A 14,139-nucleotide genomic window follows, 5' to 3' on the forward strand; every position below is an offset into this window, starting at 1 on the left:
CCGGGCCCCGACCCACGCGCCGAACCCCGCACACCACCCGGCGACCGACGAAACACCCCCACCCCTGATCACCGCATCCCCACGAATCGGGCAGGCTTGTGGGGTGACGACATCCCCGACCGACTCCTCGGCCACCACCCCCGGCCGATTCGCCGCCCGCGCTCCGCGCAGACCCATCGACCTGCTCGTCGGCTTCGCCGGACTGATGCTGGTCTTCGTGGTCCTGCTCCTGGTCACCGATGCCCTGGCCGAAGGCGGGCCCATCGACGACGCCTCCCAACTGCGCGCGGTGATCCCGCCCGGGCTGCTCCTCGCCGTCGCGGTCGGTGCCAACCTCCTGCTGCTCGTCCTGGTCTGCTACGTCGTCCTGCGCACCCTGATCGTCGGGAGCGTGCGCGACCTGCTGCGCCCCCTCGTCGCGGCGGTGGCCGCCTACGGCATGACCTCCTGGGTCAACGCGCGGATGGAGATCGCCTCCATCGGTGCCGCACCCCTGCCAGGCCTGCCCGAGGACGTCCTCACCGCCGCCACCCTGGGCTACGTGGCCGCCGGTATCGCCTTCACCCGCACCATGCCCGCCGGGCAGCCCAGGGTCCGCTCCCTGTTGTGGGGGACCAACTCCATGGTCGCCGTCACCGCGGTCACGGCGGGCGTCAACAGCATCCTCGCCGTCCTCTTCACCGTCCTGGTCGGCCTGACCTGCGCGGCCCTGGCCCGCTACGCCATCGGCGTGCGGGTACCTCCCCCCGCCACCGGACGCATCCTGGACGAACTCGCCCGCTTCGACCTGACCGCCGACCGGATCGTCCCCGACGGCACCGACGAGGACGGGGACCCCCGCCACCTGGCCGACCTCACCGACGGGCGTCGGATCGAGCTCACCGTCCTCGGCTCCGAGAACACCAGCGGTTTCTGGAGACGACTGCGCGCCCTGCTCCTGCTGCGCCGCCCGGTCGCCCCCCGCATCCTCTACGGGGTCCGCAGACGCGCCGAACACGCCGCCCTGATGAGCGCCGCCGCACGTGACGCCGGGGTCCCCGCTCCCCGGATCCTGGCCCTGGGGGAACTCTCCCCGGGCACCGTCCTGCTCGCCCGCGAACGCTCGCACGTCCGGGGCCTGGACACCCTCGAACCCGAACAGGTCACCGACACCCTCCTCGCCGATCTGTGGGAACTCCTCGGCGCGCTGCACCGACGCCGCGTCGTCCACGGCGACCTCCACGGCGCCACGGTCGGCATCCGCGAGAACGGTCCCGACGATCCACCCACCGCCGCCCTGACCGGGTTCGACCACGGCTCGGTGGCCGCGGCCCAACTGCGCACCTCCCTGGACCACGCGGCCATGCTCACCCTGCTCGCGCTGCGCGTGGGTGTCGAACGCGCCGTCGCCTCGGCCGTGCGCGCCCTGGACGTGGAGACCGCCGCCGCCGTGCTTCCGCTGCTACAACCCCCCGGCCTGCCGCACCGGCTGCGCGCCGAACTGCGACGCACCGACCGCGCGCTCCTGGGACGACTCCGTGACCACATGGTGTCCTTGGCCCCCGAGGCCCCGACCGAACCCGCCCGGCTGGAACGGATGCGGCCGCGCACCATCGTCAGCTTCGTGGTCGCCACCGTCGTCGGACTGGTCCTGGTCTACCAACTCGCCGGCGTCGACCTGGCCACCATCCGTCACGCCGACCCGCTGTGGGCCTTGACCGCGTTCGCCATGGCCACCACGTGCATGATCGCCGCCGCCATGGTGCTGATCGGTTTCGTACCCGCGCCGCTGCCCTGGTGGCGCACCATCCTGGTGCAGTACGCGGCGTCGTTCGTGCGCATCGCGGCCCCCGCGGGGCTGGGCTCGATCGCGATCAACAGCCGGTTCGTCATCAAGGCCGGCGTGCCCACCTCCCTCGCGTTGTCCGCGGTCGGACTCACCCAACTGGTGGGCTTCCTGATCCACGTCCCCCTGCTGCTGGTCTGCGCCTACCTCACCGGCACCTCCTACTGGACGGGCTTCAGCCCCTCACCGACCGTCGCCCTCATCAGCGTCCTCGGCACGGCCCTGGTGGCCGCGGTCCTGCTGCATCCCCGCATGCGCCGGGCGGTCGCCGAACGTCTGCGCCCCTACCTGCGCGGGGTCCTGCCCCGACTGCTGGACATGCTCCAGCGCCCGATGAGCCTGCTGCTCGGGGTGGGCGGCACGCTGCTGCTCACCGTCGCGTTCGTGCTGTGCCTGCACTTCTCGGTCCTGGCGTTCGCCGGCCCCGAGATCCAGGTGAGCCTGGTCGCCGTCGCCGTGGTGTTCCTGGCCGGCAACGCCATCGGCTCGGCCGCGCCCACCCCGGGTGGTCTGGGCGCGGTGGAGGCCGCGCTCATCGGCGGACTCACCGCGGTGGCGGGTGTCCCGGCGGCGGTGGCGCTGCCCGCGGTGCTGTTGTTCCGGGTGCTGACGTTCTGGTTCCCGGTGCTGCCCGGCTGGCTGTCGTTCAACCATTTGCAACGCCGCGAGGCCATCTAGCTCAGACCAGCAGCAGGACACCCAGGAACAGCAACAGACCCAACAGGGCCACGATGGTGACCTGGTAGCGCCGCCGGACCGACTCCTCGGACGGTGTCGGGGACGGCACGGACCTGAGCAGGGTGACCTGAGGCTTCGTCGGTTCGGGTTCGGGCAGGGGCGGCGCGGTCTCCGGCACGCCCAGATGGCGGGGCGGCCAGGTGTGCTCCAGGCGCGGGCCGGCGCACCGCTCCACCACCTGGGCGGGGGTGGGTCGCAGCGCGGGATCGTGCGCCCAGCAGTCCCGGATCAGCGCCTCCAGGTCCGCGGGCAGCCCGGACAGGACCTCCACGGGCGGCGACGAGATCAGCCGCATGAGGATGCGCGGCTCGGAGGGACCGTCGAAGGGACAGTGACCGGTCGCCGACTGGGCCAGGGTGGTCCCCAACGCGAACACGTCGGAGGACGGTGAGAGCGCCGACCCCTCCGCCTGTTCGGGCGACATGTACGGCAGCGTGCCGAACACGTGCCCGGTGCCGGTCATCGTGCTGCCCTCGGTGGGACGGGCGATACCGAAGTCGATCACCCGGGGCCCGTCCGGCGCCAGGATGACGTTGCTCGGCTTGATGTCGCGGTGGATGAGGTCACGGATGTGGATGGTGCCCAGGGCCTCGGCGAGCAGGGTGGCCATCGCCCGCAGCGAGGCGGCGTCGAGCGGCCCGTGTTCGGCCAGCGCGGCCTTCAGCGACGGACCCGGGATGTGTTCGTAGGCGATCCAGGGCCGTTCCGAGTGGGGGTCGCTGTCGACCACTTCGGCGGTGTAGCGCCCGCCCACCCGCGCGGCGAGTTCGGCCTCACGAGCGAAACGTGCGCGGTAGTCGGTGCCGTCCAGCCGGTCGTCCTCCACCAGCGCCGAGCGCACCACCTTGACCACCACGTGCGCGCCGTCGTCGGCCCGTCCCAGGTACACCTGACCCATGCCACCGGTGCCGAGCCGATGTGTCAGCGGATATGGTCCGATTCGGTCGGGATCGTGGGGCGAAAGGGGCAACACGTCACGCCTTTCTGCAGGACTTCACCCTCACTGTGTTCCCTTTTGAGGGCTTTCATCCCTTCTCAGTGGAGATCGTGCGGAAACCTTGCACGACCATTGCCCGAGAATTCGCTCCGGAGTGGATTCGGTCGCACCCGGGTTCGGCCGGGGCCCGGACTTGCGGTTGACGCGACGTCAACGCCTACGGTCGTGCCGAGGCCGGACGGACCGGCCCGACGAAGGGAACCCGATGTCCTGGTCGATGGCCGAGGTCTGCCGCGTCAGCGGCGTGACCTCCCGAACCCTGCGCCACTACCACCACATCGGTCTCTTGGAGCCCGAGAGTCTGGGCCCCGGAGGGCAGCGCCGCTACGGCGATCGTGAACTGCGCAGACTGCAACGGATCCTGGTCATGCGCGAGCTGGGGTTGGGGCTGGCCGACATCCGGCGTGCCCTGGACTCCGAACGCGACGAGGTCGCCGCGTTGCGCCGGCACCTGTTCGACCTGGAGGCCGAACGCGACCGGTTGGGTTCCCTCATCGAGACCGTGCGACGCACCGTCGACACGATGGAAGGAGACGGCATGACCACCATCCGACCCGAGGAGCTCTTCGAGGGCTTCGACGTCACCCACTACGACGACCGTGCCCGTACCCAGTGGCCCGAGCAGTGGGAGGAGGCCGCTGCCGCCGGTCGTGACCTGACCCCCGAGGAGGGGGAGCGGATGCGCGCGGAGACCGCGGCCCAGCTGGAGCGCATGGCCGCACACCTGAGGGCGGGCCGTCCGGTCGACGACCCGGCCGTGCGCGCCGAGGTCGCCGTTCATTACGAGGGCGTGTGCCGGATGTGGACTCCGGACGCCGACGCGTTCGTCCAGCTGGGGCGGGTCTACGCGGAGCCGGGGCCCTGGCGCGAGGTGTACGAGAAGGTGGCGCCCGGGTTGGCCGACTACCAGTGCGAGGCGATGGAGGACTACGCCCGTCACGTGCTGGGGGAATCGCGCTGATCCCGCCCGCCGAGGGCCCCGCGCTCCATAGGGAAGGCGGGGCCCTCGCGCGCTCACAGGACGTCGGGGGACACGTCCAGGACGGTGCGGTCGCGGGAGGCGACCAGGTCGAACCAGGGCCCGGTCCTGGGCAGCTCGTGCCGGAAGAAGTAGGCGGCCGCGGCCCGCTTGCCGTCGTAGAAACCCTCGTTCCGGCCGTGCGCGGTGACCAGCTGCTCCAACCAGAGCCAGGCCACCACGACGTGTCCCACGGCCTCCAGGTAGGTCGTGGCGTTGGCCAACGCCACGGCCGGGTCGCCCTCGGCCCAGGCCGAGGCGGCCGTCTCGGCCGTGCGTGCCAGGGCCGCGTCCAACAGCTCGGCGTACTCGGCCTCGGCTCCGCCCAACCCTCGTGCCCGCTTCACGGTGGCGCGCGCGGTCTCCACCAGCAGCGTCAACCGCGACCCGCCGTCCTGGACCACCTTGCGGCCCAGCAGGTCCAGCCCCTGGATGCCGTGGGTGCCCTCGTGGATGGCGTTGAGCCGGTTGTCCCGGTAGTGCTGTTCCACGTCGTACTCGCGGGTGTAGCCGTAGCCTCCGTGGACCTGGATGGCCAGGCTGTTGGCCTCCAGACACCACTGGGAGGGCCAGCTCTTGACGATGGGGGTGAGCACGTCCAACAGCAGCCCGGCCTCGCGCACCCGTTCGGGCGACTCCGCGCTGAGCTTGTCGTCCATCAGCCGCGCGCAGTACAGCACCAGGGCCAGAGCGCCCTCCACGTAGCTCTTCTGCGCGAGTAGCATCCGCCGCACGTCGGTGTGTTCGATGATGGGCACCTGCGGCTCACGCGGGTCCTTCGCCCCCAGGGCGCGGCCCTGGAGACGTTCGCGGGCGTAGGCGAGCGACTTCAGGTAGCCGGTGTAGCCGACCGCCATCGCGCCGGCGCCCACCCCGATCCGGGCGCCGTCCATCATGTGGAACATGTAGCGCAGCCCCTGGTGGGGCTCGCCGACCAGATGACCGACCGCGCCGGGCTCGCCGCCCGGGGTGTGCCTGCCCTCGCCGAAGTTGAGCAGCGCGTTGACGGTGCCCCGGTAGCCCATCTTGTGGTTGAGGCCCGCCGGGACGACGTCGTTGCGCTCGCCCGGGGTGCCGTCCTCGTTCACCAGGTGCTTGGGCACGATGAACAGGGAGATGCCCTTGACCCCGGGCGGGCCGCCGGGGATCTTCGCCAGGACCAGGTGGACGATGTTCTCGGTGAGTTCGTGGTCGCCGGCGGAGATCCACATCTTGTTGCCGAAGAGCCGGTAGGTGCCGTCGCCGGCGGGTTCGGCCCGGGTGGTGATGTCCGACAGAGAGCTGCCGGCCTGGGGTTCGGACAGGCACATGGTGCCGGTGTAGCGGCCCTCCACCATGGGGCGTACGAACGTGTCGATCTGCTCGGGGGTGCCGTATTCGATGAGCAGGGACGCGTTGCCGGAGGTGAGGAACGGGTAGGCGGAGGTGCCCAGGTTGGCGGCCTGAAAGTAGGCGTCGCAGGCGCTGGAGACGACCCGGGGAATCTGGTCGCCGCCCACGGAGGCGTCCATGGCGATGGAGGACAGGCCGGTCTCGGCGTAGACCTCCAGGGCCTTCTTGACCTCGGGGTTGACGTGGACGCGTTCGCCGTCGAAGCGGGGCTCCTCGGCGTCGTTGGTCTTGTTGTGCGGGGCGAAGTGGTCGGTGGCCACGCGTTCGGCCAGTTCCAGGGCGCCGTCGAAGGTCTCCCTGGAATGGTCGGCGTACCGGGTCCGCCGGGTCAGGGCCTCGACGTCGAGCCATTCGTAGAGCAGGAACCGCAGATCGCGCGCGGACAGCAGGGTGGACGCCACGGGATGCCTCCAAGATGAGAACCGACTGGTCGGTATGCTACCCGCCTCCGAATACCCCAAGCGCGCTCGGGGCCGCCGGAGGGGAACGGTCTACGCTGGTCCCACCGAACACCGAATACGACCAGGAAGCCGCCGATGCCCGAGAACACCGCCACCGTCCTGTTGCTCAACGGCCCCAACCTCAACCTGCTGGGCACCCGCGACCCCGGGCAGTACGGCACCACCACCCTCGCCCAGGTCGAGGAACGCGTGGTCGCCCTGGGCAAGGAACTCGGTGTGGAGGTGGTCTGCGCGCAGAGCAACAGCGAGGGCGCAATGGTCGACCACGTCCACTCCGCCCGCCACTACGCGGGGGTCGTGATGAACCCCGGCGCCTACGCCCACTACAGCATCGCGCTGCGCGACGCGATCGACGCCGTCGAGGCGCCCGTCGTCGAGGTGCACATCTCCAACGTCTACGCCCGCGAGGAGTTCCGGCACACCTCGGTGACCGCGCCGGTGGCCGCCGGTTACGTGGCCGGATGCGGGATCGTGGGCTACGAGTTGGGGCTGCGGGCCGTCCTGGCCCGCGCCGCCGAACGTCGCGCCTGACCACACCCGAGGGCCGCACCCGACGATCGGGACCGACCAGTCGGTATGCCACGGGCGTGAAAAGGCCCGGATCAGCGGTAGGTCATCAGCTCCGGGCCGCCCTGTTCCAGGTGGGCGTGGTCGTTGAACGAGAGCAACTGCGTCCCGCCCCGCCCGTGCGCCACCTTGCTCACCGAGGCGTTCACCGTCACCCGGTTCATCATCACGAACGCCGAGTCCGGAGCGTTCATCAGCGTGGAACAGGCGGCGCCGATCACCCCGCCGGAGGTGAACACCAGAGCGGTCCGCCCACGGCCCAGGTCCGCGGCCACGTCGGCCAGCGCCGCGCGCACCCCTTCGCGAAAGTGCGGGAACGAACCCGGCCCCACCTCCTCGGTGGTGGTCCACGAGGTCAGGCAGGCGTCCAACCGCTGTTGCAGCGAGCCCTCCTCGATCGGGAAACGGCTCAGCAGGTTCAGGTGGTCGTACTCGTTCCACCGCTCATCGACGGTGGGTTCCACGTCGATCCCGGCCTCGGCCAGGACGGTGGTGGCGGTCTGGCGCTGGCGCAGCAGCGACCCCGTCACCACCGCGCCCACCGACAGGGCACGTCGCTTGAGTTCGGCGCCCAACAGTCGCGACTGCTCGTACCCGGTGGGGCTCAGCAGGTCGTAGTCATCTGCCTCGGGGGAGGCCTTTCCATGGCGGATCAGGTAGATCGTCGGCATGCGCACAATGTACGGGGACGCCCCTCGCGTGCACCCACCGGGCATGGCGTTGACACACTTCGACCATCCCGGCCGGTAGAAAAGTAGGGCCGGTCCCCCCAGACCTCCGGCGTCCCACACGACGAGGAGACCATGGGAGCACTTTTCTCGGGGGGCACTTCCGTGCGGCGACTGATTCGGACCGCCTTCCTCGAAGCACGCAAACGGTTGTCCTCCTACGTGTCCCAGATCGTGCTGGCGGTCATCGGCGCCGCCCTGGCGTGGGCGATCGCCGGGGGGCTGGTCCAGGACCACAGCCCCTTCTTCGCGCCCATCGCCGCGCTCATCGCGCTCAACGCCGCCGGCAGCGAACGAGGAGTCAACGCGGTTCGGATGCTGACCGGTGTCTTCATCGGCATCCTCGCCGGGGAGGCCGCGCTGTTGCTCACCGACCGAGGCCTGCTCGCCCTGACGGTGGGCACCGGACTGGCCATGATCGTGGCCGCCGCGATCACCTCCGAACGCGCCGTCGTCGGGCAGGCGGCCGCCAGCGCCATCCTCACCACGATCTTCGTCGGCGACGGCAGCCCCGGCATCGACCGACTCGTCGACGCGCTCATCGGAGCCGGGGTGGCCCTGCTGCTGAGCCAGCTGTTCTTCCCCGCCCGCCTCGTGGCGATGATGCGGCGCATCGAGGAGGAGGCCTTGGGCGAGATGGCCCGCATGCTCGACGAGGTGGGTCTGTCCCTGACCTCCGACGGAGACGACGCCAGCGCACAGGTGGTCAACCGTCTCGGTGACCTGAGCAGACCCATGGCCGACCTCAGCAAGGCCCGTGAGGCGAGCATGACCACGATCCGGCTCTCCACCATCCGCTGGGGCGACCCCGGACCCGTCCTCGACGAGGACGAGGTCATCGAACGGCTCATCCTGCTCGGCGAGAGCTGCCTGTTCCTCGCCCGCACCACCGTGGCCATGGACAGCGAGGAACGCCGTGAACTCGCCCCCATCGTGCGGGGCATGGCCGACGTCCTCGGCACCCTCGCCGACGACCTCAGCAGCCGGGAAACCAGGGAACAGGCCGTGAACCAGGCACTGACGGCGGCGCGCGGCTACGGTGCGGGCACCCCCGACGACGACCCCGTCACCCACGCCACCCACCTGGCCGTGGAGATGGTCGCCACCGACATCATGGTGTTCGCCGGGATCCGCTTCGACGAGGTCGAGGACATCCTGTTGGGCGAACTGGAGGACCCGACGATCCCGGCCCCGGCCCAGGAACCCTGGCTTCCGTGGCTGCGCTGGCGACCGCGCCTGCCCGACATCCGTGTCGGCCGGTTCCGCGGACGCGAATGACCGGCCCGATGCCGGGCCGGTCCATTCAGGCGTCGCCTAATCGCGAACGGGAGAGTTCCGTACGGCGGAGGGCTCGAACCGCACCACCACCGACTTGGACGTGGGGGTGTTGCTCACGTCGGCGGTGGAGTCCAACGGCACCAGCACGTTGGTCTCCGGATAGTAGGCGGCCGCGCTGCCCCGCGCGGTGGGGTAGTGCACCACCCGGAAGTGCGGGGCCCGCCGCTCACGTCCGTCGGACCACTCGCCCACGATGTCGGTGTAGGCGCCGTCGGCCAACCCCAGCTCACGGGCGTCCTCGGGGTTGACCAGCACGACCCTCCGACCGTCCTTGATACCCCGGTACCGGTCGTCCAGCCCATAGACGGTGGTGTTGTACTGGTCGTGCGAACGCAGCGTCTGCAACAGCAGCCGGCCCTGGGGGATCTCGGGCGCGTAGGTGCCGTTGGTGGTGAAGTTGGCCGCCCCCGTCGCCGTCGGGAACCTGCGGTCGTCCCGGGGAGCGTGCGGCAACCGGAAACCACCGCGCCGCCTGGCCTTGGCGTTGAAGTCCTCGAACCCCGGCACCACCCGGGACACGTGGTCGCGGATCCGGTCGTAGTCGGCCATCGCCTCCCAGTCCACCGTGCCGTCGGGGAACATCCGCCGGCCCAGCGCGCGGACGATGTCCACCTCCGACCACATGTCCTCCGACAACGGCGCGAGCACACCGTGCGAGGCGTGCACCTCTCCCATGGAGTCCTCCACCGTGATCCACCGGGCCCGGCCCTCGTGCACGTCCCGGTCGCTGCGGGCCAACGCCGGCAGGATGAGCGCCCGCGTACCCGTGATCACGTGCGAACGGTTCAGCTTGGTGGACACGTGCACCGTCAGACCCACCCGGCGCATCGCCTCCTCGGTCACCTCGGTGTCGGGGGAGGCGGACACGAAGTTGCCGCCCATCGCGAAGAACACGCCCACCTCGCCGCGGCCCATCGCCCGGATCGCGTTGACCGTGTCGTGCCCGTGCTCACGCGGCGGCTCGAAGTCGAACTCGGCGCCCAGGGCGTCCAGGAACGACTCGTCGGGCCGCTCGAAGATGCCCATGGTGCGGTCGCCCTGCACGTTGGAGTGGCCGCGCACCGGGCACACGCCCGCGCCGGGCCGGCCCACGTTGCCGCGCAGCAGCAGGAAGTTGACCACCTCGCGGATGGTCGGCACCGAGTGCTTGTGCTGGGTCAGACCCATCGCCCAACACACCACGATCTTGTGGGAGGAGGTCACCATGGTGACCAGCTCCTCGATCAACGACCGGGACAGCCCGGAGTCGCGTTCGGTGCGTTCCCAGAACTCGTCCTCGGGCTCCTTGAGCAGGGCCCGGGAGAACTCCTCGAACCCGTGCGTGAACTCCCGTACGAACCCGTGGTCCAGCACGTCCTCGCCACGTTGGTCGGCTTCCAACAGCAGCCGGTTGACCGCGCTGAACAGCGCCAGGTCACCACCCAGGCGGACCTGCATGAACAGGTCGGTCAGCTCGGTGCCGCGGCCCACCAGGCCGCGCGCGTTCTGCGGGTTGCGGAACGCCTTCATACCCGCCTCCGGCAGCGGGTTGACCGTGACGATCCGCGTCCCCGAACGCTTGGCCTTCTCCAGGGCCGAGAGCATCCGCGGGTGGTTGGTGCCCGGGTTCTGCCCGGCCACGATGATCAGGTCCGCCTCGTACATGTCCTCCAGGGACACGCTGCCCTTGCCCACGCCCAACGTCTCGGTGAGCGCCGAACCGGACGACTCGTGGCACATGTTCGAGCAGTCCGGCATGTTGTTGGTGCCCAACTGCCGGGCGAACAGCTGATAGGCGAACGCCGCCTCGTTGCTGGTACGCCCCGAGGTGTAGAACTCCGCGCCGTCGGGGGAGGACAACCCGCGCAGCTCCTCGGCGATGAGGTCCAGGGCGGCCTCCCACGAGATGGGCTCGTAGTGAGTGCCGTCCTCGGGCAGGTACACCGGCCCGGTCAACCGGCCCTGCTGCCCCAGCCAGTAGCCGGAGCGCCGGGCCAGCTCACCGACCGGGTTCCGGGCGAAGAAGTCCGCGCCGACCTCGCGGCGTGTGGCCTCCTCCGCGACCGCTTTGGCGCCGTTCTCGCAGAATTCCGCCGTGTGCCGTTTGTCCGGGTCCGGCCAGGCACACCCCGGGCAGTCGAAGCCGCGCTTCTGGTTCACGGCGAGCATCGCCGGCAGCCCGCGCATCACACCGGCCTGTTCGCCTACGTGACGCACGCTGCTGAGCACCGCGGGGATCCCCGCGGCGCTTTCCTTGGGTGATCCGACCTCCGGCGCGTCCTGTGCGGGATCGGGCATCTGCGAATCATGGTGTCTCACACCGCCCATTCTTTCACCCCACGGAGCGAAGCGCAGGAGGCGGATGCGTTCGCGTATGCCAAAAGAAGAGATCACTATCAAGCGATTGACCGTTCTTGTTGAGGGGACCTTGGTCCCTGTACGCTCGGGCGATGTTGTTGAGCCGGCTGAAGTACCTGACCGCGCTGGCCAAGGAACGTCATTTCGCACGCGCCGCCCAGGCCTGCCACGTATCCCAGCCCGCTCTGTCCTCCGCCATCCGCAAGCTGGAGGCGGAGTTCCGCGTCCCCATCGTCAAACGGAGCAACCGGTTCATCGGGTTCACCCACGAGGGCGAACAGATCGTCACCTGGGCGCAACGGGTCATCGCCGAACACGACTCCCTCCTGGAGAGCGTGCGCAACGGGAGCGAGGGGCTGAGCGGGCGACTGCGCATCGGCGCCATCCCCACCACCCTCAGCTCCCTGTCCCTGATCACCCGTGGGCTGTGTGAACGCCACCCCCAGGTCACCCTGTCGATCGTTTCGATGACCTCCACCGAGATCGAACAGGCCCTGGCCGACTTCCAGATCGACGTCGGCGTCACCTACATCGCCAACGAACCCCTTGACCACGTGCGCCGAAAACACCTCTACCGGGAGCATTACGTCCTGCTCACCGCCGAGGACGGGCCACTGGGGCACCGCGCGAGCATCAGCTGGGCCGAGGCGGCGGAGGTGCCGCTGTGCCTGCTCACCCCGGACATGCAGAACCGGCGCATCATCGACGGCGCCTTCCGGCAGGCCGGCACCCGACCGGTGCCCCGGGTCGAGACCAACTCGGTCAGCGCGCTGTGCTCCCACGTCCGTGGTGGTCAGTGGTCGGCCGTGATGCCGCACGCCTGGTTGTACCTGCACGCCATACCCGACGGCATGCGCGCCATCCCCCTGGTGCGGCCCGAGATCGGCCAGGAGATCGGGCTGGTCATCGCCGACCGCGATCCCGAACCGGTGCTCGCCCGCGCCCTGTTCGACAGCGTCACCGGGGTCGACCTGGAGGAATACCTGCCCGGACGCGACTCCGCCGGAGGGGCGGCGCTGACCGGCTGAACCCCGGCCCCTTCGATAAGCCTCCGTTATCGCGTGAAAGAAAATTCGTATTTGATTCCGCTCACACCTGGTGTGACGATGTTCCATGCTTGTTTCCGGTGTTGCGGAAGTGGCGTGGAAAAGGCCTGTATTCCGAACGGAAAGCAATCCTGAGGATCGCGAGGATGGTTCGTGCTGTCGTTTTTGGACCGTGAGAAGAGTGTTGCCCCGCCCGGCTACAGCCGGTGGTTCATCCCACCCGCCGCGCTCGCCGTACACCTGTCCATCGGCCAGGTCTACGCCTTCAGCGTCTTCAAGACGCCGTTGGTGGAACGGTTCGACACGACCCTGACCGCCATCGGCGTGGTCTTCAGCATCTCGATCGTGATGCTCGGCCTGTCGGCGGCCTTCGGTGGCAAGTGGGTCGAACGCAACGGCCCCCGTAAGGCGATGTTCGTCTCCGGCCTGTGCTGGGGAGCCGGGTTCCTCGTGGGCGCGCTCGGTGTGGCCACCGGCCAACTGTGGCTGCTCTACCTGGGTTACGGGGTCATCGGCGGGATCGGCCTGGGCATCGGATACATCTCGCCGGTGTCCACCCTCATCAAGTGGTTCCCCGACCGTCCCGGCATGGCCACGGGGATGGCCATCATGGGCTTCGGCGGTGGCGCGCTCATCGCCTCACCGCTGTCCGCGGCACTGCTGGAGCGCTTCGCCGACACCCCGGCCGACGCGATCGTCCCCGCGTTCCTCACCCTGGGCGCGGTCTACTTCGTCGCCATGATGCTCGGCGCGATGACCGTCAAGGTGCCGCCGCCCGGCTGGAAGCCCGAAGGGTGGGAGCCGCCCGCCCCGATCGCCGGGAGCGTTCTGGCCACCGAGGGCGTCAGCGTGGAACGGGCCTTCCGCACCCGCCAGTTCTGGCTGCTGTGGATCGTGCTGTTCTGCAACGTCACCGCGGGGATCGGCATCCTCGAACAGGCCGCCCCCATGATCCAGGACTTCTTCGCCGACGTGGGAGCGGCCGAGGCCGCCGGCTACGTGGGTGTGCTGTCGTTGTGCAACATGTTGGGCCGCTTCGTGTGGTCCTCCACCTCCGACGCACTGGGCCGCAAGCGCACCTACATCGGCTACCTGGGCGTCGGCTGCGTCCTCTACCTGCTCATCGCGGTCGCGGGTACCGGCTCGGTGGTGCTCTTCGTCGCCGTCACCGGGATCATCCTGTCCTTCTACGGTGGTGGGTTCTCCACGGTCCCCGCCTACCTGAAGGACCTGTTCGGTTCCTTCAACGTCGGCGCGATCCACGGTCGCCTGCTCACCGCCTGGTCGTGCGCGGGCGTCGCCGGGCCGCTCATCGTCAACGTGATCGCCGACCACCAGCTCGCCGCGGGTCGTACCGGCGCGGACCTGTACACGCTGTCGCTGTACCTGATGGTGATCGTGATGGCGATCGGGTTCACCGCCAACATGCTGGTCCGCCCACTCAGCGAGCGTCAGCTCGACGAGAGCGCCTCCGACGCGCCGGCGAAGTCCAGGCAGTCCGCGTGAGCCCGGCCCCGCAACCCGAGGAGAAGCACATGGAACAGAAGAGCTCCGGCAACGTCTCGGCCAAGGCCGCCGCCGTCCTCCTGTGGGTGGCCGTGATCGTGGCCCTGGGATACGGGGTGACACAGACGGCCCTGCAGGCGGCCACCCTCTTCACCGGCTGAAGCGGCACCGGCGTTACGGAACCCG

At 69.7% G+C, this 14,139-nt stretch carries 11 protein-coding genes; 7 read left to right on the top strand and 4 right to left on the bottom strand.

The window, feature by feature from the left end:
• Positions 1-205: 205 nt before the first annotated feature.
• Positions 206-2,503, top strand: coding sequence for a lysylphosphatidylglycerol synthase domain-containing protein (locus ACWGKS_RS06245; RefSeq protein ID WP_452522008.1), 2,298 nt, complete (start codon positions 206-208; stop codon positions 2,501-2,503).
• A 1-nt stretch (position 2,504) separates the two neighbouring features.
• Here the strand turns inward: ACWGKS_RS06245 and ACWGKS_RS06250 are convergent, their stop codons facing one another.
• Positions 2,505-3,536 (bottom strand): serine/threonine-protein kinase, encoded by a 1,032-nt coding sequence (locus ACWGKS_RS06250; RefSeq protein WP_358512404.1) that lies wholly within the window; start codon positions 3,534-3,536, stop codon positions 2,505-2,507.
• A 229-nt stretch (positions 3,537-3,765) separates the two neighbouring features.
• Between ACWGKS_RS06250 and ACWGKS_RS06255 the strand changes: the two genes are divergently transcribed.
• Positions 3,766-4,521 (top strand): MerR family transcriptional regulator, encoded by a 756-nt coding sequence (locus ACWGKS_RS06255; RefSeq protein WP_358512407.1) that lies wholly within the window; start codon positions 3,766-3,768, stop codon positions 4,519-4,521.
• Between the two features lie 53 nt (positions 4,522-4,574).
• On the opposite strand, the gene ACWGKS_RS06260 is transcribed toward ACWGKS_RS06255, so the two are convergent.
• The gene (locus tag ACWGKS_RS06260) at positions 4,575-6,371 is read right to left on the bottom strand and encodes an acyl-CoA dehydrogenase (protein ID WP_452521941.1); all 1,797 of its coding nucleotides are present in this window, start codon (positions 6,369-6,371) and stop codon (positions 4,575-4,577) included.
• 135 nt (positions 6,372-6,506) lie between these two features.
• On the opposite strand from ACWGKS_RS06260, the gene aroQ reads away from it, so the two are divergent.
• Positions 6,507-6,962, top strand: a complete 456-nt coding sequence (gene aroQ / locus ACWGKS_RS06265) for a type II 3-dehydroquinate dehydratase (RefSeq protein ID WP_358512413.1) — start codon at positions 6,507-6,509, stop codon at positions 6,960-6,962.
• A 71-nt stretch (positions 6,963-7,033) separates the two neighbouring features.
• Here the strand turns inward: aroQ and ACWGKS_RS06270 are convergent, their stop codons facing one another.
• On the bottom strand, positions 7,034-7,669 hold the full coding sequence (locus ACWGKS_RS06270; RefSeq protein ID WP_358512416.1) for a histidine phosphatase family protein: 636 nt from the start codon (positions 7,667-7,669) through the stop codon (positions 7,034-7,036).
• Positions 7,670-7,801: 132 nt separating this feature from the next.
• Here ACWGKS_RS06270 and ACWGKS_RS06275 point away from each other — a divergent pair, with 132 nt between their 5' ends.
• The gene (locus ACWGKS_RS06275) at positions 7,802-9,004 is read left to right on the top strand and encodes an FUSC family protein (RefSeq protein WP_452454905.1); all 1,203 of its coding nucleotides are present in this window, start codon (positions 7,802-7,804) and stop codon (positions 9,002-9,004) included.
• A 36-nt stretch (positions 9,005-9,040) separates the two neighbouring features.
• Here ACWGKS_RS06275 and ACWGKS_RS06280 read toward each other — a convergent pair whose 3' ends face one another.
• Positions 9,041-11,371 (bottom strand): FdhF/YdeP family oxidoreductase, encoded by a 2,331-nt coding sequence (locus ACWGKS_RS06280; protein WP_452521944.1) that lies wholly within the window; start codon positions 11,369-11,371, stop codon positions 9,041-9,043.
• Positions 11,372-11,493: 122 nt separating this feature from the next.
• On the opposite strand from ACWGKS_RS06280, the gene ACWGKS_RS06285 reads away from it, so the two are divergent.
• The 3 genes from ACWGKS_RS06285 (at position 11,494) to ACWGKS_RS06295 (ending at position 14,114) form a co-directional block, all read left to right on the top strand.
• A complete protein-coding gene (locus ACWGKS_RS06285) occupies positions 11,494-12,429 on the top strand; it encodes a LysR family transcriptional regulator (protein WP_452454907.1) in 936 nt (311 codons plus the stop codon).
• A 171-nt stretch (positions 12,430-12,600) separates the two neighbouring features.
• Complete coding sequence (locus ACWGKS_RS06290; protein WP_358512427.1) at positions 12,601-13,953, top strand: L-lactate MFS transporter; 1,353 nt, start codon at positions 12,601-12,603, stop codon at positions 13,951-13,953.
• 29 nt (positions 13,954-13,982) lie between these two features.
• Positions 13,983-14,114, top strand: a complete 132-nt coding sequence (locus ACWGKS_RS06295; RefSeq protein ID WP_358512430.1) for an MFS transporter small subunit — start codon at positions 13,983-13,985, stop codon at positions 14,112-14,114.
• Positions 14,115-14,139 lie beyond the last annotated feature (25 nt).

It is taken from the genome of Nocardiopsis sp. NPDC055879, assembly GCF_053615935.1.